The sequence below is a fragment of the Oceanobacillus sp. Castelsardo genome, from assembly GCF_001659985.1.
GTDB lineage: Bacteria > Bacillota > Bacilli > Bacillales > Amphibacillaceae > Oceanobacillus.
In genome coordinates, this window is record NZ_LYCS01000005.1 from 120,576 (window position 1) to 142,058 (window position 21,483).

The following is a 21,483-nucleotide window of genomic DNA, read 5'->3' on the forward strand; positions in this document are numbered from 1 at the left end:
AATAGTTTAGTTATTTTATCTTTGCCCATAATAGGCATCTTTTCCGTGTTTCCGTAGATAATGTTTATCTAAAATTCTTTGTGGTAATTCTTCAGCAAAACTGTTTAATTCACGCGCAAACAAATTCATTTTTGCAACTTCCTCAAGCACCACACTATTCATTACTGCGGATTGAACATCTTTCCCCCAAGTAAATGGAGCATGTCCATGAAGTAAGACACCTGGAACCGCTAATACATCTAACCCGCGTTCTTCAAATGTTTCAATAATAACACGGCCCGTTTCGACTTCATATCCACGGTCAATCTCCGCTTGTGTCAAAAAGCGTGCACATGGTACGGCCCCATAGAATGTATCTGCGTGAGTAGTCCCCATTGCCGGTACATCAAGTCCTGCCTGAGCCCAAATAGTAGCCCAAGTAGAATGCGTGTGGACGATCCCACCAATTTCAGGATAATGTTTATAAAGAACAGCGTGAGTCGGTGTATCGGATGATGGATTCAATTCTCCCTCTACAACTTTTCCATCTAAATCAACCACTACCATATCACTAGATTTCATCGTTTTATAATCAACACCACTAGGTTTAATAACAAATAAACCGCTATCCCGATCAAAAGCACTTGCATTTCCCCATGTGTATTTCACAAGCCCGTGTTTAGGTAAGTCCAAATTAGCTTGAAACACTTCTTCTTTCAATTGTTCTAGCACATTCATTCCTCCCGTATTTCAACTCATAAAATCAAATTAGCTACAGCAGCCTCTTCAATTGCTAAACCTTTTTTATATCGCTCAATAAATTCTTCAAATCCCTTAACGTCCATTCCATCAGGATAAATTTCCATCCCATTAACGTCTTCAAAAACTTTCTTATCGAGGAAGTCTTCTAAACTCACATTTTGATCTTTATTCTTCATATAAGAAGCAAGAATGGCCATTCCCCAAGCACCACCTTCTCCAGCTGTTGCCATCACTGAAACAGGAACATTCATTGCAGCCGCAATAATTTTTTGGCCAACGATAGGGGTTTTAAATAAACCACCGTGAGCTAAAATACCATCAATAGCCACGTTTTCTTTTTTCGTCAGAATATCCATCCCAATTTTCAAGGCTCCAAATGCTGTAAAAAGATGAGTCCTCATGAAGTTAGCTAAATTGAAATTACTTTCTGGTGAGCGAACAAATAATGGCCGGCCTTTTTCTAAACCTGTTATATTTTCACCCGAGAAATAACCATAGCTAAGCAAACCACCACCATCTGGGTCCGCTTCCAAAGCTTTATTCAACATCACCTCGAATAATTGATTCGATTCCAGCTTTTGTCCCATTGCCTCAGAAAATTCACGGAACAAGCCAAGCCAAGCATTAAGATCACTTGAACAATTATTTGCATGAACCATCGCGACCGGACTTCCACTTGGTGTTGTAACTAAATCAATTTCTGGATAGACCTTTGAAAGCCCTTTCTCTAATACAATCATGGAAAATACGGAAGTTCCTACTGAAACATTTCCTGTACGTTTCCTCACACTATTCGTAGCAACCATCCCTGTTCCCGCATCCCCTTCAGGCGGACAAAGCGGAATGCCTGGTTGTAAATTTCGTGATCTATCTAGAATTTTGGCTCCTATTTCAGTTAATGTACCAGCTTGCTCTCCCCCGTTATAAACCTTAGGAAGAATATCTTGAAGCTTCCAAGAAAATTCCTTATCAGCAATTTTTTCATCAAACTGTTTGATCATGGTTCCATTGTAATTCTTCGTTGACTCATCAATTGGGAACATGCCCGAAGCATCTCCAATACCAATAACCTTTCTCCCAGTTAGTAGCCAGTGAATAAATCCAGCTAAAGTGGTTATATAGTCAACACGTGACAAATGCTTCTCTTCATTTAATATCGCCTGATAGAGATGTGCAATACTCCATCTTTCAGGAATATTAAATTGGAACAAATCAGTTAGTTCTTTTGCTGCAATGCTAGTTGTCGTATTACGCCATGTTCGAAACGGAACAAGTAGTTCACCAGTTTTGTCAAAGGCCATATACCCATGCATCATGGCCGAAAAACCAATGGAACCAATCGTTCGAATGGTAATTCCATAATTTCGTTCAACTTCTTGCTTCATCTCACTATAAGCTGTTTGCAAACCCGTGATAATATCTACTAAGTTGTACGTCCAAAAGTCATCTTCCAATCGATTCTCCCATTCATAACTTCCAGATGCAATGGGTTCAAAACGATCGTCGATTAATACTGCTTTGATACGTGTGGATCCGAATTCAATTCCAAGCGAGGTTTCTCCCTTAGCAATCGCCTTCTTGATATTTATTTGATTCGTTTTCACGTTAATCCCCTCTCTGATAGCAATTTCAAAACTAAATCAAAAGGAGGTATTTTCCTTTTTACTTAAGTTGTTTCATTTCTCTTTTTACAATTATAATTCTAGTGTAATTCTTGTACGTACATCTGTCAACTTAAAATGTTTTAGCCCTTATAAGTTCACGGTACACTTTCTGCCTTTTCACCCTACATATGAACAATTTAAAGCTAAATGTTATATGTAAGGCCTCAATAAGACAAGTATAAGGAGAAAAGGTGTATAACTTTTTCATTACTTTCACGGTAATAACTTAAAATCTTTAATTGCATTAAAGCCACTGCAAAACATGTGCATACAAGAACAAAAATAAAACTATTAAAATGCTAACAATCATACAATTGGTGTAATCACACCGTATATTTCAGATTACATTTTCCCCTTCCATCATTCGTGGAATGCTTATTATGAAAAGAAACGAATAGGATCAGCTGAAGCCTAAATTTGATAAAGAAATAGCATTATTATGTTTATTTGTTTCCAAATATGTATTCGAAAAAGTAATAGAGGGAAAAAGCTAACAAAACTTAAGATGATTTCTTATTTTCTTGTTAGCTTGATGGCTATAGGAGCCTGTCCCTTCAGCTCTTTTACTCGCCACCGAGAAACTACCGCACTACTCCAAATTTGTATTTCGTTACCGAGCTATATTTTTGTTCCTTATCAATAATGGTCGATGGAAATGTAGGGTGATGAATTGCATCCGGGAGACCTTGTGTTTCCAAACAAATTCCCAGATGTTTCCTCGCTGGAACATCTCGAATATAACCTTTATCACCTATTGAATTACCAGAATAGACAACAACACCAACCTCGTCTGTTTCTACGATTAGTGATCGTCCGCTCTCAGGATCCTTCAGTATGATTTCTTCATCATGATTACTGCTTAAAAGAAATGGATGGTCATAGCCTTCCCCTACCAGAACGTTTTGCGAATGATTGGAAACAGTACCTGATTTAATGGTTCTCTCCCCGGTAAAATCAAACGGGGTATTTCTTACATCTAACATTGTACCGGTTGGGATAAATTCTTGATCCAGTTCTAAGAATCTATCACTCTTTAGTTTTAGTGTGTGATTTAAAATATCCCGTTTAAGGTTGCCGCTTAAATTAAAATAAGAATGGTTTGTCATCACGAAAGGCGTTTTTTTATCTGAAACAGCGTCATAAGTAAGGACTAACTCATTTTCATTATTTAGTGTGTAGGTAACCTTTATGGCTACATTTCCTGGATACCCTTCCTCACCATCCGAGCTTAAATACTTAAATTGAACACCAGCTTCGTTTTCTTGTTCAAATACTTCAGCATCCCAAATAACACGATTGAATCCTTTTATCCCCCCGTGAAGGTGATTGTTCCCTTCATTTTTCGCAAGTGTATGTGATTGTCCATCCAATTTAAACTGCGCACCTTTTATTCGCCCGCCAACGCGACCAATAATAGCCCCCAAGTATGTTGTATCATTTAAATATTCCTCTAGCGTATCGTAACCAAGGACAACATTTTCAAAATTACCCTGCATGTCCGATACTATCATTTCAGTTATAATGCAGCCGTAATTAATACAGGTTAGTTCTGCACCACTGTCATTTGTGATTGTAAAAGAAGATACAGTGTTACTATCAACTTCGCCAAACTTTTCTTGTTTTACTTGCATGTTTTCTCCTCTTTTCATTGGATAATAAGCGCTATTGTATTGCTGTTGTAAGTTTTTCTCTTAAAAAAGGAAAAACAGACTGTATAGCACTTTTTCTAACTTCTTTGCATACAAATCCCTCCATTTTATATAAAAAGGGAGCCGATAAGATAAACATCCTACCGGCTATGTTTTGTAGTTACCTTTCACCACTTTGATCCATTGGGAAAAGGGCAAGTTTTATAAGACAACTTCGCCCTAAATTGAACAAAGCATCCACAATGGCTACAAGTATTCCCATAAAAGAAAGATGGACAATTTTTACATATTTGAAGTCTTTTATGATATGTTTGGTCATCAACCAAGTCGGTTTCCAGTTGTAATTGCTCCTTAACTAGTTGTTGGATATACTCATCTGATACGATGACAGATTGCAAACAACCTTTACACCCCATTGCCACTTATTTCACAGTAACTGTAGCAACAATCTTTTTTTCTGTTAGATCTTTCGTCATACCAGGATAACCAAAGTACGGATTCCCATGTTGATCCCAAAATAATTGTTGCACACGTGCGTGACGATTGTGATCATATAAGGAGTTACCAACAATCTCCTTGTATGGACGAGCATGATACACTAGTAAATCAGTAACCCCATCTTCCGCAACTGTAAAACTATTATGACCCGGCCCATATTCTTTCGTTTCCTCACATGTTACAAAGACTGGTTCTTTGGATTTCGTCCACGAATTCGGGTCCAATAGATTACTATTTTCATCTGCTGTCAATATTCCCATTGCATAACGGTAGTCCGTTGCACTAGCCGAATAAGCAATAAACACTTTACCATTTCGTTTCAGGAAGGCAGCACCTTCATTCACATAAAATCCTTCTTGCTCCCAAGGTAGATCAGGAGTGGAAAGAACAACTTGTTTAGATTTAATGGTCCAAGGATTTTCCATTTCCGCAATATACAAATTAGAAATGGTATCATTCTCCACCTTTTGCGCCCACACTAAGTATCTTTTTCCTCTATGTTCAAAGGTTGTAGCATCTAAAGAGAAACTTTGGAAGTCGATATTAACCTGACCTTTTTCCAGCCAATCCCCTTCAAAGGGATCCTCAGATTTGTTTTCTAATACATAAGGACGTATAGCCCAAACATCATCACGATCCCCTGCAGCAAAATGAACATACCAATTTCCATCGACATAATGAATTTCTGGCGCCCAAATATGTTCAGACATGATTCCTTCCTCATGTTTTTCCCAAATAACAATCTCCTCGGCATCTTTAAGACCTGTTATCGATTTGGACCTTCTAAGAACAATGCGGTCATATTCAGGGTAAGATCCTGTAAAATAATAATAACCATCTGTATGTTTATAAATATAAGGATCTGCTCTTTGTTCTACTAGAGGGTTGGGATATTCTTTTACTTTAATTTTTCCTTCTATCTGAAAAGTTCCAGGTTCTTCATATTTATCCTTTGGAAAGACCTCCCAGACAACATCTACATCTACCTTTACCCCCTCTTTCATTTCAAAGGCAACCCTATTTGGTAATTCGGGTTCGAAACCAAGACTAGTCGTAACTTGAACACTATCCAACACTTTTATAGTCATAAGATAACCTCTCCCGTATTTATTTTTTTAAACTAATTCTCTTATATCCTTCGTTGAATTCCTTTCTACAAGTTCTGGTTCATACACGATAGATTTTTCCGCTTCTTCCTTGAGACCTTGTTTCCGTTCAATCAAGTTTAATATCATTTTTGCAGCCGCTTCGCCCATCTCACTTTGCGGATGCTTAATCGTAGTTAACTTCACCTCGGATACTCTGGATAATAAAGAGTCATCATAACCTATTAAGGATATATCTTCTGGTACTTTGATGTTTCTCTTACGTAATACATCCAACAATAACATAGCAAGTTCGTCATTATAACAAACAATAGCAGTTGGCCATTCCTCGTTTGGAAGTTCCAATATTTTTTCTAATTCTTTCTGTGGTTTAGTCATTATTTCCTGCGTATGGTATGTGATGATATTACTAGGCCTAATTGATACATGATGGCTACGATGGGCCTTTAAATAGCCTTTCATTCTTCTAGTTCCTTGTAAATCATCTGTTTTAAAGAAACCTAGAATATTCTTATGCCCTTGTTCAATAAGATACTCTGTCTGGATAAATCCACCTTTTTCATCATCTATCGTGATACTTAACGGTTCCAATTCATCATAATAAGCGTTAATCATAATATAAGGGATATTAGACTTTTCTAGATTCAGATAGTAATTTATATTAGGATTGGAAAGCGCACTCTGTGTTGGTTCTATAATGACACCGTCCACATGATAGGTTAGGATTTTCTCCAGTATTTTCTTTTCACTTTCATGATTGTTATCCGTACTATATAAACTAACATGATAATCATTTTTACTTAATAGTGACTCCGCTCCCTGTATGATGGAAGGAAAAATATAATTCGAAATATGCGTTGTAATGATAGCGATATTTTTCTGATTGTAATCACTCAATCCCATTTCGCTTCTTTCCGCACAATATGTACCCGCTCCTTGCTTACGATATAGCCAACCTTGATTTACGAGATCCCCAATGGCAAGACGTACGGTATGACGACTTACGCTAAAGCGTTCCATTAGTTCACTTTCCGAGCTAATTTTTTGATGCGGTACATAAGTTCCATCTAGAATTTTAGATTGAATATATTCCCTTACAATACTGTGTTTCGTTTTCATGGTACACCTCTGTTTCTATATAATTCGAACTTGTCCGTATGAGGTATATTATAACAGTTTCTGTTACAGATTACACTAGAGCTTCTTATTTTAAATGTATATTAGTTTAATAAAAACAGAAGGTATATTTATACTTAATCTTCATTTATCTAGACTAGATTTCCCTAGGGTTACGATTACACCACGCATAATATGGGACTGCTTTTACTTTTACTGAGATCTTATTATTATTGGTAGACTTGTATAAACTTCCTGTCCATGAATTAAGATCTATTCATGTGGCATCTCCTTCTATCGTTCCAACACCATCTAATAATTCTTCCTTAAATTTAACGTCAGTGTCTTTGGATATAGAATTACGGTTTAATGGACAATACTACAATGGATTTAGATGGAAGCTCTATATTTAAATGGTTGCCCACCTGTTTATATTCTGTAAATTCCGTCGGGCTGACATTTTCAGGATTTTCAAACGTATTAATGGCGTTCATTTCATTCGCAGTTAATATACGACCATTTACTTTATTGACTTCCATTCCACGCAAATCAACACTTAATGATGCTGACTGTTCTTTATCTAAATTACATAAACTAATATGCACTGTATCATCTTTCTTAGAAGCTGAAGCACTTATATGCGGATAACTTTGACCATTCTTTTGAATCGTATTTGTGTCTATATTTAAAGCTATTTTTTCTGCATCCTGGTGAACTTTATACATTTCAAACACATGATAAGTTGGGGTTAAAATCATTTTATCTTGTTCCGTTAAAATAACTGATTGAATAACATTAACCATTTGAGCAATATTTGCCATTTGCACACGGTCATGATGCTGATGAAATATATTAAAATGCACCCCTGCAATAACAGCATCTCTTATTGTGTTTTGTTGATATAAGAATCCTGGATTTGTACCTGGTTCGACATCGTACCATGCACCCCATTCATCAATAATCATACCAATCCGCTTTTCCGGATCATATTTATCCATGATCGTACTATGCTTGGTAATGAGTTCATCCATATACAGCGTTTTTTGCATGGTAATATCCCATTCTTCTTCTTTGAAGTTTACCGCTTGACCTTTATTCCAGAATCCACCTGGATGTACATAATAATGCAAACTTAAACCATCCATTAAATGATGGGCTTCTCGCATTAATACTTCTGTCCAGTGATAATCATCCACATTTGCACCACCAGCGATACGATAAATTTGATTATCCGCATAGTTTCTTACATATGTTTGATAACGACGGTATAAATCTGCATAATATTCCGGACGCATGTTACCACCGCATCCCCAGTTTTCGTTGCCGACACCAAAATATTTCAATTTCCAAGGATCCTTTTTTCCATTCTCACGTCTCCAATTCGCCATTGGTGACTCACCATCAAAGGTCATGTATTCAACCCACTCTGACATTTCTTGAACGGTACCGCTACCGACATTTCCATTAATATAAGGCTCTGCACCTAACATGTCACATAGCATCATGAATTCATGTGTACCAAAGTGGTTGTTTTCAACAACCCCTCCCCAGTGCGTATTAACCATACGTTTACGATTTGAACGTGGACCTACTCCATCTTTCCAGTGGTATTCATCAGCAAAGCATCCGCCTGGCCAACGTAAAACGGGAATATCTAATTTTTTAAGGGCTTCCAAGACATCATTTCTAATTCCATTGGTATTTGGAATCGACGAGTCTTCCCCAACCCATAAACCTTCGTAAATTCCTCTACCTAAATGTTCCGCAAAATGGCCATAGATATTTTTATTTATTTTACCTTCGACGATATCGGTATTGATTGTTATTTTGTTTTCCATTATGACACCTCTTATGAATTAATTATCTTTTTTTGCAAGCGAATCATGTTCCAAGAGAATTTCGGTAAAATACCAATTACTTTTCCTGCCTCTTTATAAGATTGTCCATTGGAGTGAGGCTTCACTTGTTCCTTACCTAAAATGTTTTTAGCTTTTGCATCCTCATTTTCTAAAACAATATGTTCCACCACTTCAAAACCTTCAAATGAGCGCACATCTATATCAACGTGTAATTCATTTTCCAAATGACGATTAACGGCAAAGATGACAAGTTCCTCTTTTTCTTCATTATAAACAACAGATGTATCTAAATATGGAACATCCGTAAAATCCTTACTATCGTATTTAGGAGAGGTAACTATTGGGTTTAATGCGACTCCTCTTCCATAAACAGACGTATAGTAATATGGGTAAAAAATAGTTTGCTTCCATGCAGCCCCACCATTTTCTGTCATAATTGGTGCAATGACATTGACAAGTTGTGCCATACAAGCTATTTTCACGCGGTCAGAGTGCTTTAGCATCGTATTTAACATACTACCTACCAATAATGCATCTTCATACGTATAAATATCTTCTAATTGAGGCGGTGCAACAGTCCATGGATCAATTTGCTTGTCTTGTTCATTCGAATGGAACCATACATTCCATTCATCAAAACTTAAATGAATCGTTTTTTTACTGCGTTTCTTCGCTTTAATATAATCACATGTGGAGACAACTGTTTTGATAAAATTATCCATATCTAGTGACTTTGCTAAATAGTTAGCAGTGTCATTATCACGATTCCCATAATATTGATGTAAAGAAATATAATCTACATGCTCATACGTATGATCTAATGTAGTTGCCTCCCACTCTGGAAATGTTGGCATATCTGAATTAGAACTCCCACAACTTACTAGTTCAATATTAGGATCAACTAATCTCAATGCTTTTGCAGTTTCAGCAGCTAATCGTCCATATTCATCCGCAGTTTTGTGACCAACTTGCCATGGACCATCCATTTCATTTCCTAGACACCAAGTTTTTATACGATGAGGCTCTTCATACCCATGCTCTCTTCTTAAGTCACTCCAATAGGTACCACCTGGATGATTGCAATATTCTATAAAGTTGCGAGCTGCATCAATACCTCTAGTCCCTAAGTTAATGGCCATCATTACATCGGTATTCGCTAACTTCGACCAATCCATAAATTCATTTGTTCCCATTTCATTTGTCTCAATTACACGCCAAGCTAACTCCAATCTTCTTGGGCGATTTTCCCTCGGTCCAACTCCATCTTCCCAATTATATGCTGATACCATGTTTCCACCGGGATAACGAACAATAGGAACTTGAAGTTCATTTACCAAATCAAGCACATCTTTCCTAAAGCCATTTTCATCTGCTGTAGGGTGCCCCGGCTCATAAATTCCTCCATATACTGCCCTTCCTAAATGCTCAATGAAAGATCCATAGATTCGTTTATCTATTTCAGAAATCACATAGTCTTTATCAACGACAACCTTTGCATTCGATATTTGCTTTGCCATAATAAAACTCCTTTTTCATTAGGTATTAGAAGCAAGTTACTTATCTATCAACCCTTGATAATTTTTTAGTAGATTCAACCCAAATCGATTCGTCTACTCCAAGTTACCTCATATCAGTTCAATTCTTTACGGAACTACCTACATTCGTTTCTCAAATTTAATTTGACCTTTAACCACAATGGTATATTTGGTTTAATTACAACTACTCTCTCCCTCACATTGAAACCACTTACATTTATCCGCATGAATATTACTAATCCATATTTAGGAATTGCAGATTCACTTCTGCGTCAATTACTTCATTAACTGCAATCAACACCTTTCCAAAATATCCTTATACGTATATTTATATCACTTAATGCTATTCTATTATAAAATGTACGTACAATCAAGGATGATTTTTGAAAATAAAGACATATGTTAGTATGGATGGTTTGATGGAAGATAAGAAAAATATATGGTTAGCAGAATTTAAAGAAAAAAGATCAGGTCAGTACAAGTAGTTAATCTAAACTAGATACGAAGCAGATATATGGATGATGATTGAAAAAAGGAGAGGATACTCGATCATAAGGCCTCTCCTAATTTTTATACTGGTAAAATATTATTTATTATCTAAAGTTATGAATATACGAAAAGAAAACCAAAACCAAATGAGTGCTGACAAACTAAAGATAAAAAATAGAATCAACGTTGGCATTTCTAATGATAGATAAGCAACTGCGAAAAGAGCAATAAATGTTACTATAGAAATATGAATCTTCGTTATACCTATAACTAACGCATTTTTAATATGTTGGAATATTCCTGCATCATAATGCGCCTTTAGCGGAAATGACCATATAATAATAACCATATATAAGAACAGAAGCAGATAGAAGGCGAATGGAACGATAAAATAAAGCTGGCCGTCGAACGCCTCGATTGCTTTATAATTTAGATAAAGGATTCCACCGACTCCAGTGAGCATCCACCCTAATCCATTAACTGATGTAAATTCTTGTTTATATATTTTTCTAAATGTTTTCCAAACCTTGATGTCTTGTTCGCCCATCAGCCACTTCCTGACTACTCCAAGTGTTGCAATGGTCGCTGGAAAAACCCCGGCTATCAACAATCCTAGTAAAGAATATAAAACCCATAACAGATTTAATAACGCCATCCGAGTGATCCAAGTAGCAATACGATCTAATGTAGTTACAAATCCACTAGCATACATGTTCCATTCACCTTCATTCATCTTTTATTTCTTTATATCGTTCCTAACTTTTAACCTTTAACCTTTAACCCCTCCAGTAGTTAATCCTGCAATGAAGTAACGTTGGAAGAAAACAAACAAAATAATAATTGGAATAATGGTTAAAACAGACCCAGCAATTAATACATCATAGTTATTTCCATATGGTGTAAGCAGTGTTGCTAACCCTATCGGCAGTGTGAACATATCATTCGACCTAAGTACAAGCAATGGCCATAGGAAATTATTCCAACTACCCAATCCTTGCAAAATCGCCATCGCCGCAAGAGAAGGTCCCATAAGGGGAAGCATAATTTTGAAAAAGATACCATATTCTGTGCTACCGTCAATCCTAGCTGCATCCATCAATTGGATTGGTAATCCTAGAGCGTATTGCCTAAAGAAGAAGACAGCAACAGGAGCAACTACCATTGGAAGAACAACTGCAAAGTACGTATCTATTAATTGTGTATTAATCATTAATTGATAGAGTGGTAACATCAAGATTTCAAACGGTACCATTAAAATGAGTAATACTAAAAGGAAGAAGAAGTTTTTTCCTTTAAAATCGTAAACTGCTAAAGCATACCCAACCATGGATGAGAAAAATAAGGATAATACAATAGTAATTGCCGAAATAACTAAACTATTACCGTACCAAGCCCAATACTCCGGAGCTTGATTGAAGATATATAAGTAATTATCTAGACTTAATTGACTAAAGTTAATACTAAAACTTATCCCTTGTCTCATTAATTCGGATGATGGCCGTAATGACGAAATCACCAAACTTATAATGGGAAATAAAGCAATAAGTGAAATAACCCCAAAACTTATCGTAGCAATCCATGTTAAGATTTTATTTTTTCTTTTAGCATTCATTAATTTTCACCTCTTTTAAAGGTTCCAGTAGCAATAAGATAAATAAGACTTATCACAGCGATAATCAACATTAAAATAACACCAATAGCAGAGCCATAGCCCATATCATTTTGTCGGATGCCTTCTTGATAAATGTACCCTACTACGGATAAACCAATATTACCTGGCGAACCAGCTTCCCAGAAGACAAAGCTCTCTTCAAACATTCTAAATCCATTAATAATGGTAATCGTACTAACAAATATGATAATCGGCTTTAATTGCGGTATTGTTATATATCTTAACTTCTGCCATTTTGAAGCCCCATCAATATCGGCAGCTTCATACAATTCTCCTGGGACATTTTGTAATGCTGCAAGAAAATACAAAATATTTACCCCAATCCATCTCCAAGAAGCAAGAATAACCATTAAGAATATGGCAGCCCAACTCGTAAACCTCCAGTTTATAGCATCTAGACCGAATAGGCTCATGATTTGGTTAGCTACTGCTGTATCCTGCTCACCGAACATTAATCGGAAAATCATCCCTCCTACAATAGTAGATGTTAATGCCGGTAGAAATAAAGAAGCACGGAAAAGCGTTTTAAATTTAACAAACTTCGAATCTAAAAAAATAGCTAACAACATTGGAATAATAGTTAAAATCAATACGGTAAAGATCACATATAACGTCGTATTTAGTAGAGCTTTATAAAACACGGGATTAGCTAATCTTTCATAGTTGGCCAATCCCACAAACGTAACTTGTCCCGGTAACACCCTTTGGAAACTCATAATAATACCTTGTATTGCGGGATATAGCGTTAAAATTAAGAAAGAAATAATAAAAGGTGCTACAAATAGATATGGGACTACTTTTTTTGAATTAATAAATCTTAAAAACGAATTTGGTTGTTTGTTCGAATTATTTTTCGGTGATTTTGGACTTCTACGTGGCTTTGTGGATAGATCGGAACTATTTGACAAAGATTCCATATTGCTTCCTCCTCAACAATTCATCATATTGGACGTACAAGTTATAAGTCCATTTTATAAACCTTATTCAATACTTATTTATTCCATATTCTCTAATCAATTAATCTAGTTTTCTGTCAACTTTTTATCTATTATATTTTCCATATACCCCATCCCTTCAACAAATTAGTGATAAAATCGCCTTATCACTTGTATACGTTTACAAGTTACGTATTAAATACACATGCACTCGCTATACCAGTGATTTATGTACGAATATATTATCAAATCTATTTAGTTATCAATCAAATATACGTATAAGTTACTAGTATTTAAAGTATAACTTTATTCCCCTATTATTTCAATATATTTTTAGAAAATAATTAATATATTCTATAATTAAAAATGGAAGCAGGTGCCCCCGCTTCCATCCCTTTCTTAATTATTTTCCATTGACGAACGAACCGTTTCTGCTGCCTGTTTTAGCGCTTCTTCCGGTGTCTGCGATTGTTGACGTAATACACTTTCCGCAATATTCGTATTATATTCCGTTACGATATCTGGAGTATATTCAGTTAGATGAAGACTGTTAATTTCATCTTTTACCTCTAATAGGGTATCAAAGATTCCATCTCCAAAGTATTGGTAATATTTATTATCTTCTCTTACTGCGTCACTTTCCCATACGTCCCAGCGCGGTGGATCAAATCCAAGTACTTTCCATAAGTTAACGCTTCCCTCTTCAGAAAGTTTCACATATGCTAAGAATTCTTTAGCAAGTTCAGCCTCTTCAGATTGGTTCGTTACAACTGTACCTGTACCACCCATTCCCGCAGAACGGTCTCCACCTTCTTCCCAAGCTGGTAATGGACGAATAGCGATTTTTCCTTCTAGTTCCGGCATACTATCAATAAATCTTCCCATATACCAAATTGGTGCTAGAATAGTAGCTGCACCACCATCACTCATGTATCCATAGAACTCTTCAGATTGATTCATACCACCCGGTGTTAGCTCAGCAATTTCATAGTCATAAATAAGATCATGTAAAAATTGTAGCGTATCAACATGTTTTTGACTATCAACGATTAATTCACCATTTTCATTAAACATATCCGTACCTTGTTGTGAAATCATTGGCCAGTAATCCATTAGCCAATCTGTCGTACCAACATTCCACATGACCGAATCCGTCTTCTCTACTACTTGCTTCCCAGCCTCTACAAAATCATCCCAAGTTTTAATAGAATCAATATCCACGCCGGCTTCATCCATGATTTCTGTATTATAGAACATAACTGTCGCCCCTACATGGGTAGGAACACCATAGTAATTACCATCTTTTGCATAGATTTCAAAACGCGATTGAATAACTTGATCTAATAGTGGCTCCACATATTCATTCATAGGCTCTAATTGTGGCTCACCTTGTAAGTAATTTGCAAATCTACCAAGTTCAATGTCTGATATATCAGGTGCTCCTTTACCAGATTGAAGAGAAAGTAAAAGATTATTGTGCATTTGATCAAACGGATATGCTTCCGCAACTAATTTAATAGGTCTATCAGAGTTTTCTTCGTTCCAACGAATTGCTGCTTCTTCAAACAAATCGATATGCTGCCCTACAAAAGTCCAATACGTTAGTTCTGTTGCACCTTCTATATCATCACCAACAACTTTTGACTCATCTGCCGTTGCTTCTTCAGAGCCCCCCCCTTTACCACCACATGCCATTAACACTATGGACATTAAGGCAAAAAGAAATAGTACAAACACCTTTCTCATCGTATTACCTCCTATTAATATTCGTTATTTATTAAAGCGTTTTAAACAAATTGCAAATGGACCTACTTATTGACAAGTTCACTCCCACATAATATTCTAAACACCCAGGTCTTGGTAGCGCATACATATATAGGCTAAACGAATGAAAGCAATGGCAAAAGTCCCATAAACCAGAGGCATTTATTTGATAGTTTCATAGTATCACTCTAAGCGTAATTGGTCAATAAGTTTATTTCGAGTTTTGTCATCTTATACGTACATATATATATTACAAGACTAAGTTACAAAGTATGTAGGTAACCTAGTCTTTTTTCATTTACTATTTTGTTGGTTTCGCTAAGGCTTTTACATCCTTAGCAGATAGTACACCATGATAGACTTCTAATTCATCAATTAATCCTTGATAAGGTGCATCCCACCAGTTTACCCCTAGGCTAAACTGGCTATTACCTGAGGTGAATACATTGTTAAAACCAGACTGTGTTACAACCTCTTCTCCATTTATATAAACTACAATATCTCCTTCATCCACAGTAAATGCGATATGAGACCATTCATCTTTTTTAAGTTGAACCTCGCTTTTCGCATCTGTAAAGACAGATCCACCAGACCAAAGTACAACTTGATTATCGCCTGGAAAACCGCCTGGTAATAAACTAACCCAATTATTAGAGTCCCTTGCTCCAAAGAAACTAGTAGTATGACCCGTTAGTTTCTCAGGATTTAACCATAGAGACACCGAGTAACTCGACTCTGCAATTAATTTATCTGGAAGCTTCACTCCTGATTGTCCATTAAAAACAGCCGCTTTTCCTTTTATTCCATTCTCAAAGGAAATCTCTCCACCAGTATTATCTATCCGATTACCAGTAATCGTCCCTTCAGAAAAATTGCCTGTATTATCTACTAAATTATCTTCAAATGAATATTTAGCAACTAACTCTTTTTCACTCTTTGGCAGCACTGTGACTACGAATTTTTTCTCTTTTGTAACGTCATTTTTCACAATAGTGGCTGTCAATGTTACCTCTACACTAGATTTTCCAGTCTCAGGACGGGTTACTTCCCCCTTTTCAGATATAATCTCTGGGTGGGAGGAGCTCCAAGTAATGGTAGTACCCCTTGTCCCTTCTACAGGAAGGATTACATCTGTATATACGTTATTCGTATCTCCCAAACTTAAATCCTCTTCGACATCCTTAGCAATATCTTCATCAGACTTTCCTGCCTCACGTTTACTTCCCCAAATACTCTTTCCATTTTTTGATGATGCAGTGAAAGTCATGACGTGACTTTCAGAAACAGGGTCATATTGACGAACAAAAACACCTGTATATGTTTCACCATCAATATTCAACTCTGCTTGGTTATGAGCCGTCTTTTTCCATTTACCATTAACCGCTCCTGTTATTTTATTATTTTTATTGAGCGTAATATGGATATCTTTGTGTAGGTCATTAGATATATCTAATTCATGATTAATAAACTGATAATCTCCTACCAAGTCTTTACGATCTACCTTTTCTAGTGTCTCCCCTCCATAACGGTACGGAGCTACAACAGGCCATCCATCCTCATTGAAAAACATTTGATGAATTCGAAGCTCATGCGAATCCCCTCTTTCTGGGAATCGTGAATGGAATACTAAGAAGTGTTGCCCTGTTTCCTCTTCAAAATAAACGGAATTATGTCCTGGTGAGACATATCCATAACCAACACCTGATCCGGGATCTCCAATTTTTCTCTCAAATAAGAAATGGCCCATCAACTTATTGCCATATGGAGAATGGTCTACATTTCCCGGGAGAACAGCATTTTGGCCATCCGCATCCACGTATGGTCCATCTGGGTTTTTCGAACGAAATACTCTCATATTATACTCCCCATCAGCACCTAACCATCCATATGTTACGTACAAGTAGTAATAATTGTTTTCTTCATTATAGACGATATAAGGACCCTCTCCCGATTTACCATAACCACCAGAAATCTTCGTCCCAAAATATCTATCTATCATGCGACCATCAGACGTTTCTCCGTCTTCTCCAGGATAAATCGGCTGTCCTGTCTCTTGGTCTAACTCTAATAAGAAAATACCACCAGACCAAGACCCGTATGTCATCCATAACTTACCATCCTCATCGTAGAATAACGCAGCATCGATAGCATTAGGGTACATCGTATTGTTATAAGAACCTACTTTATCATCCTTAAACCAATTTGGGTTTGGCTTATCAACTTTTCCATCCTCGATTAACTCATCGATATGGGTGTTTTTCCATTGTTTGTTAATATCACTATTTTCATCTTTAGCGTCTTCTTTCGTGAAACCTGAATAAATAATGGTATCCACATATTCATATGGACCTTCCATATCCTTAGAAACAGCAAACCCAATAGCCGAACGGATATACGTGGAAGATGCACTATAATAAATCATATACGCACCTTTTGTTCCATCCTCGTTTACATAACTTTCATTCCAGATTACTTCTGGCGCCCAAACTGCAAATCCACCTTTACTATCAGAATCATCTTCACCAGCCCATTTAAAAGATTCAGCTAAGTTTTCAGATAGATCCCCATAAAAAGAGTTATTTGGGGTTGTATATCCGTTAGCAAAACTATGCCACTGGATTAAATCCGATGATTTCGCAGCTTCGATGTGAGTACCAAACACATAATACATATTCCCCTCTTTTATAATCGAAGGATCATGTACGGAAACCTCTTTAAAATCAGGACGTTGCCCCTCATCTTCTTTTTGCTGATTGTCACCTGTTTCCTTTTCATTTGCCAATAAAGGGGATGGTGCAGAAAAAGTAGCTAGAACTAAAGCTAGAATAATAATGGTAACTTTCCCCCTGTATTTTTCCATCATATACTCCTCCCTGATTAAAATAGATATTAGTAAGTACATGTTGTAAGGTTATTCCATTCTAGATGATTTATAGAAATTATAAGTATAAAACTACAAATCAGCCTTATATACGTTGAATTTTCTCCCTCCTTTATCAATCTATCATTAGTTATTGAACAACCTTGCAAAGTAAACGCATTCACTTACTACTTAAACGTACAATATTTTATGTAATAATTCAATGAGTTTTTAATTTTCTTTTAATTATTCGAGATAGGGGATATCGATTTTATTAGAGATTGGTAACTCCATTCACTATATTTAACATCCTTATACCAGAGAATTAGCATTACCAGAATCTAAATGAAAAAGCTATCCATCCTAAACAGCTATTAGGATGGATAGCTTTTTCATTTAATTATACATAATTTGGTGACTTCATTCCGCATCTGCTTTCTTTGTATTAACAACTATTGCATGTACTTTTTGATAGGGATCTTTCCCTCCGGCCCAAGAACAAAATTGGACAAGTAGCAGACTGTATCATTAAAATTTTACATGGAAAGACTTACAGAACGAATACTATTATCAGCCAGTACTAGTTGAAGAAGATAGCGTCAAAGAGTATGAAGTATAACAGTCTTGGTGTTAGGCTTTGACGTAACTAAAGTGTTTTTTTTAAAATCGCGCAATACACTTACCTACCTTAGCGTAGGAATTGTACGTAGACTCGGTTTATAAGCACCAATCATGTTCGGGTTTTTCCCTGATGAAATACTTTGTCCCCATCCTCTTATCTTCGGGCACCTTCTGAACAAAGCGATAAGCGTGAGATTTCTCCACACCTTTGGAATTTATTTAGGGAGGCTAACACCACAGTCTCGCAGTGCCCACTCCTCCCTCCTTTTCCATTTATTTATTCTTACTCAACACATCAAAGGCTACGGCACCTAGTAATACAAGTCCTTTAATAGCTTGTTGCCAATCAATCCCAATCCCCATTAGTGACATACCATTATTTAATACACCCATAACCAACGCACCAATTACTGCTCCAAAAACTTTACCAACACCACCAGTAAATGAAGCACCACCAATAACTGCTGCCGCAATGGCATCTAACTCAAATAGATTACCAGCTTGTGGGGTAGCTGCATTAAGTCGACCCGCGAAAATAAGTCCAGCCAACGCTGCCATAATTCCCATATTGATAAAAGCTAAAAATTTAATTTTTCTCGTTTTCACACCGGACAATTTCGCAGCATTCTCATTCCCACCTACTGCATACATGTGTCTACCAAGAACTGTTTTATTCATCACATAGGAATAACCGATAATTAATACAAACAAGATAATTAATACATATGGAATTCCTTCATATAACGCTAACATATAGGTAAACAGGTTAATGATGGAAACAAACACAATTAACCTTGTTATAAATAAAACGTTTGATGATACTTGTAAATGATACTTTCTGTCTGATTGTCTCATCCTAATTTCGCCTGTTATATATAGAACAGATAGGATAATTCCGATAAAAATCGTGAAAAGTTGAAGATCCCCTCCACCGAATATATCTGGCAAAAATGATGAACTTAGGCTACGAAATCCATTCGGAAACGGGGCAAGTGTTTGTCCTTGCAATGCAACTAACGTTAATCCACGGAATATAAGCATACCCGCTAACGTGACGATGAAGGAGGGAATATTTACAAATGCTGTCCAAAATCCTTGCCATGCACCAATGGCAGCACCGATAAGTAAACATATCATAATCGAGAGTACGATTGGTAAGTCATGATTGACCAATAAAATACCTGCGACAGCGCCAACAAAAGCAGCTACAGAACCAACAGATAAATCAATTTCTCCAGTAATAATAACAATCAACATGCCAATTGCTAGTACAATAATGTAGCTGTTTTGCATGATAATATTGGTAATATTTAATGGGGTCAAAAGAATACCACCGGTCAATAGTTGAAAGAGAATAGCAATCCCAACTAAGGCGATTACCATGCCATATACCTTTACATTCTTAGAAATTATCTGTTTTATATGATCCATTTTATGACCTCCTGCTCTCTGTCATATAAGTCATTAAGGATTCCTGTGTTGCGTCGCTTGTATCATGATCTCCTGTTATTCTTCCTTCAGATAAGGTATAGATTCGATCACACATACCAAGAAGTTCTGGCAATTCAGATGAAATCATCATAATGGCCTTTCCCTGTTCAGCAAGATCATTAATAATTTTATAGATTTCATACTTCGCCCCAACATCAATTCCACGAGTAGGTTCGTCCAAGAGTAAAACATCTGGTTCTGTAAAGATCCATTTCCCTAGAACAACTTTTTGTTGGTTACCACCACTTAGATTGTTTACTGTTTGAAAAATAGTAGGGGTCTTAATATTCATTTTTTCTTGAAGTTTCTCCGCTTCTACCACTTCTTGATTCTCGTCAATCCTACTCTTATTTGATAATTTTCTTAGATTGGATAGCGTAAGATTGTTTTTTACAGAATCAATCAATATAAGTCCATATTCCTTCCTGTCTTCAGAAACATATGCCACACCATGTTTAATTGCTTGATCTACGTTATTAAATACAACCTCTTGGCCATCCTTAAAAAGTTGACCTGTGATTTTTTTACCATATGATTTTCCAAAAATACTCATCGCTAACTCTGTTCTCCCAGCGCCTACTAAACCGGCTAAACCAACGATTTCCCCTCGTCTCACTCTTAAATGAACGTCATGTAACATTTTTCTCTCAGAATCTAGTGGATGATACAAAGACCAATTCTTTATCTCAAAAACGACATGATCTTCTATTTTGTGGTTTCGATCTGGGTATAAATTGGATAAATCCCGTCCAACCATATCTTTAATAATGCGCTTTTCCGTGACATTTCCCTCTTTAAGTGAATAAGAGCTTACTGTCTTTCCATCACGTAAAACCGTAATATAATCGGAAACTTGGAAGAGTTCTTTTAATTTATGGGAGATGAGGATGGAAGTAATCCCTTGTTTTTTAAATTCTAATAATAATTGCAAGAGGTTTTCTGTGTCCTTTTCATTCAAGGCAGCAGTTGGCTCATCAAGAATTAAGAGCTGTACCTCTTTCGCTAATGCTTTTGCAATTTCTACTAATTGTTGTCGACCAACACCAATATTTTTGATTTGTTCTTCTGGTTCGACATGTAATCCTACTTTACCGAGTAATTCTCTCGTATTTATAAACGTCCTATTCCAATTAATAATCCCTTTTTTAGCTGTTTCATTTCCTAAGAATATGTTTTCTGCAATAGATAGTTCCGGGATTAAAGCTAACTCTTGATGGACGATAACAATCCCCATTTTCTCACTATCATTTATGTTTTTAAATTCACATCGGTTTCCTTTATAAATGATATCTCCTTCATACGTGCCATATGGATGGACACCACTTAACACCTTCATTAAGGTCGACTTCCCAGCACCGTTTTCACCAATTAATGCATGTATTTCACCTTCTTGCACTTGAAGATTAACATCATCCAGAGCTTTTACTCCTGGAAAAGTTTTGGTGATTTGCTTCATTTCCAAAATTGTCGAGGTCATTCGTTA

At 36.4% G+C, this 21,483-nt stretch carries 16 protein-coding genes; all 16 read right to left on the bottom strand.

The features are described 5' to 3' along the window. Nucleotides 1-15 precede the first annotated feature (15 nt). Nucleotides 16-711: an L-ribulose-5-phosphate 4-epimerase gene (locus A9178_RS10645; RefSeq protein ID WP_068675084.1), complete on the bottom strand. Its 696-nt coding sequence runs from the start codon at nt 709-711 to the stop codon at nt 16-18. A 23-nt stretch (nt 712-734) separates the two neighbouring features. Beyond that, nucleotides 735-2,345, bottom strand: a complete 1,611-nt coding sequence (locus A9178_RS10650; RefSeq protein ID WP_068675086.1) for a xylulokinase — start codon at nt 2,343-2,345, stop codon at nt 735-737. Between the two features lie 641 nt (nt 2,346-2,986). Further along, entirely contained in the window at nt 2,987-4,036 is a 1,050-nt protein-coding gene (locus tag A9178_RS10655; protein ID WP_068675088.1) for an aldose epimerase family protein, read from the bottom strand. Between the two features lie 185 nt (nt 4,037-4,221). Continuing rightward, a complete protein-coding gene (locus A9178_RS19335; RefSeq protein ID WP_082918163.1) occupies nt 4,222-4,470 on the bottom strand; it encodes a DUF6171 family protein in 249 nt (82 codons plus the stop codon). A gap of 6 nt (nt 4,471-4,476) precedes the next feature. Beyond that, nucleotides 4,477-5,640: a family 43 glycosylhydrolase gene (locus tag A9178_RS10660; RefSeq protein WP_068675090.1), complete on the bottom strand. Its 1,164-nt coding sequence runs from the start codon at nt 5,638-5,640 to the stop codon at nt 4,477-4,479. A gap of 27 nt (nt 5,641-5,667) precedes the next feature. Continuing rightward, nucleotides 5,668-6,777, bottom strand: a complete 1,110-nt coding sequence (locus A9178_RS10665; RefSeq protein ID WP_068675092.1) for a GntR family transcriptional regulator — start codon at nt 6,775-6,777, stop codon at nt 5,668-5,670. 154 nt (nt 6,778-6,931) lie between these two features. After that, the gene (locus A9178_RS19660) at nt 6,932-7,051 is read right to left on the bottom strand and encodes a hypothetical protein (protein WP_369801974.1); all 120 of its coding nucleotides are present in this window, start codon (nt 7,049-7,051) and stop codon (nt 6,932-6,934) included. Nucleotides 7,052-7,133: 82 nt separating this feature from the next. Further along, on the bottom strand, nt 7,134-8,612 hold the full coding sequence (locus tag A9178_RS10670; protein WP_068675094.1) for an alpha-N-arabinofuranosidase: 1,479 nt from the start codon (nt 8,610-8,612) through the stop codon (nt 7,134-7,136). Between the two features lie 11 nt (nt 8,613-8,623). Continuing rightward, the gene (gene arfA / locus A9178_RS10675; protein ID WP_068675096.1) at nt 8,624-10,150 is read right to left on the bottom strand and encodes an arabinosylfuranosidase ArfA; all 1,527 of its coding nucleotides are present in this window, start codon (nt 10,148-10,150) and stop codon (nt 8,624-8,626) included. Between the two features lie 604 nt (nt 10,151-10,754). Next, nucleotides 10,755-11,390, bottom strand: coding sequence for a YesL family protein (locus A9178_RS10680; protein ID WP_231889825.1), 636 nt, complete (start codon nt 11,388-11,390; stop codon nt 10,755-10,757). Between the two features lie 36 nt (nt 11,391-11,426). Beyond that, a complete protein-coding gene (locus A9178_RS10685; RefSeq protein WP_068675100.1) occupies nt 11,427-12,269 on the bottom strand; it encodes a carbohydrate ABC transporter permease in 843 nt (280 codons plus the stop codon). Beyond that, a complete protein-coding gene (locus A9178_RS10690) occupies nt 12,269-13,246 on the bottom strand; it encodes a carbohydrate ABC transporter permease (protein WP_068675102.1) in 978 nt (325 codons plus the stop codon). The genes A9178_RS10685 and A9178_RS10690 overlap by 1 nt, the downstream gene beginning before the upstream one ends. A gap of 417 nt (nt 13,247-13,663) precedes the next feature. Continuing rightward, a complete protein-coding gene (locus A9178_RS10695; RefSeq protein WP_068675103.1) occupies nt 13,664-15,010 on the bottom strand; it encodes an ABC transporter substrate-binding protein in 1,347 nt (448 codons plus the stop codon). A 319-nt stretch (nt 15,011-15,329) separates the two neighbouring features. Then, entirely contained in the window at nt 15,330-17,891 is a 2,562-nt protein-coding gene (locus A9178_RS10700) for a LamG-like jellyroll fold domain-containing protein (protein WP_068675105.1), read from the bottom strand. Nucleotides 17,892-18,782: 891 nt separating this feature from the next. Next, complete coding sequence (mmsB, locus tag A9178_RS10705; RefSeq protein ID WP_068675107.1) at nt 18,783-19,940, bottom strand: multiple monosaccharide ABC transporter permease; 1,158 nt, start codon at nt 19,938-19,940, stop codon at nt 18,783-18,785. A 1-nt stretch (nt 19,941) separates the two neighbouring features. Beyond that, on the bottom strand, nt 19,942-21,477 hold the full coding sequence (gene mmsA, locus A9178_RS10710; RefSeq protein WP_068675109.1) for a multiple monosaccharide ABC transporter ATP-binding protein: 1,536 nt from the start codon (nt 21,475-21,477) through the stop codon (nt 19,942-19,944). Nucleotides 21,478-21,483 lie beyond the last annotated feature (6 nt).

What these genes read in the sequence shown, in the direction of transcription:
- A9178_RS10655 (WP_068675088.1), bottom strand. Translation starts at nt 4,036, where the DNA reads ATGCAAGTAAAACAAGAAAAGTTTGGCGAAGTTGATAGTAACACTGTA.
- A9178_RS19335 (WP_082918163.1), bottom strand. Translation starts at nt 4,470, where the DNA reads ATGGGGTGTAAAGGTTGTTTGCAATCTGTCATCGTATCAGATGAGTAT.
- A9178_RS10660 (WP_068675090.1), bottom strand. Translation starts at nt 5,640, where the DNA reads ATGACTATAAAAGTGTTGGATAGTGTTCAAGTTACGACTAGTCTTGGT.
- A9178_RS10665 (WP_068675092.1), bottom strand. Translation starts at nt 6,777, where the DNA reads ATGAAAACGAAACACAGTATTGTAAGGGAATATATTCAATCTAAAATT.
- A9178_RS10670 (WP_068675094.1), bottom strand. Translation starts at nt 8,612, where the DNA reads ATGGAAAACAAAATAACAATCAATACCGATATCGTCGAAGGTAAAATA.
- arfA (WP_068675096.1), bottom strand. Translation starts at nt 10,150, where the DNA reads ATGGCAAAGCAAATATCGAATGCAAAGGTTGTCGTTGATAAAGACTAT.
- A9178_RS10680 (WP_231889825.1), bottom strand. Translation starts at nt 11,390, where the DNA reads ATGAATGAAGGTGAATGGAACATGTATGCTAGTGGATTTGTAACTACA.
- A9178_RS10685 (WP_068675100.1), bottom strand. Translation starts at nt 12,269, where the DNA reads ATGAATGCTAAAAGAAAAAATAAAATCTTAACATGGATTGCTACGATA.
- A9178_RS10690 (WP_068675102.1), bottom strand. Translation starts at nt 13,246, where the DNA reads ATGGAATCTTTGTCAAATAGTTCCGATCTATCCACAAAGCCACGTAGA.
- A9178_RS10695 (WP_068675103.1), bottom strand. Translation starts at nt 15,010, where the DNA reads ATGAGAAAGGTGTTTGTACTATTTCTTTTTGCCTTAATGTCCATAGTG.
- A9178_RS10700 (WP_068675105.1), bottom strand. Translation starts at nt 17,891, where the DNA reads ATGATGGAAAAATACAGGGGGAAAGTTACCATTATTATTCTAGCTTTA.
- mmsB (WP_068675107.1), bottom strand. Translation starts at nt 19,940, where the DNA reads ATGGATCATATAAAACAGATAATTTCTAAGAATGTAAAGGTATATGGC.
- mmsA (WP_068675109.1), bottom strand. Translation starts at nt 21,477, where the DNA reads ATGACCTCGACAATTTTGGAAATGAAGCAAATCACCAAAACTTTTCCA.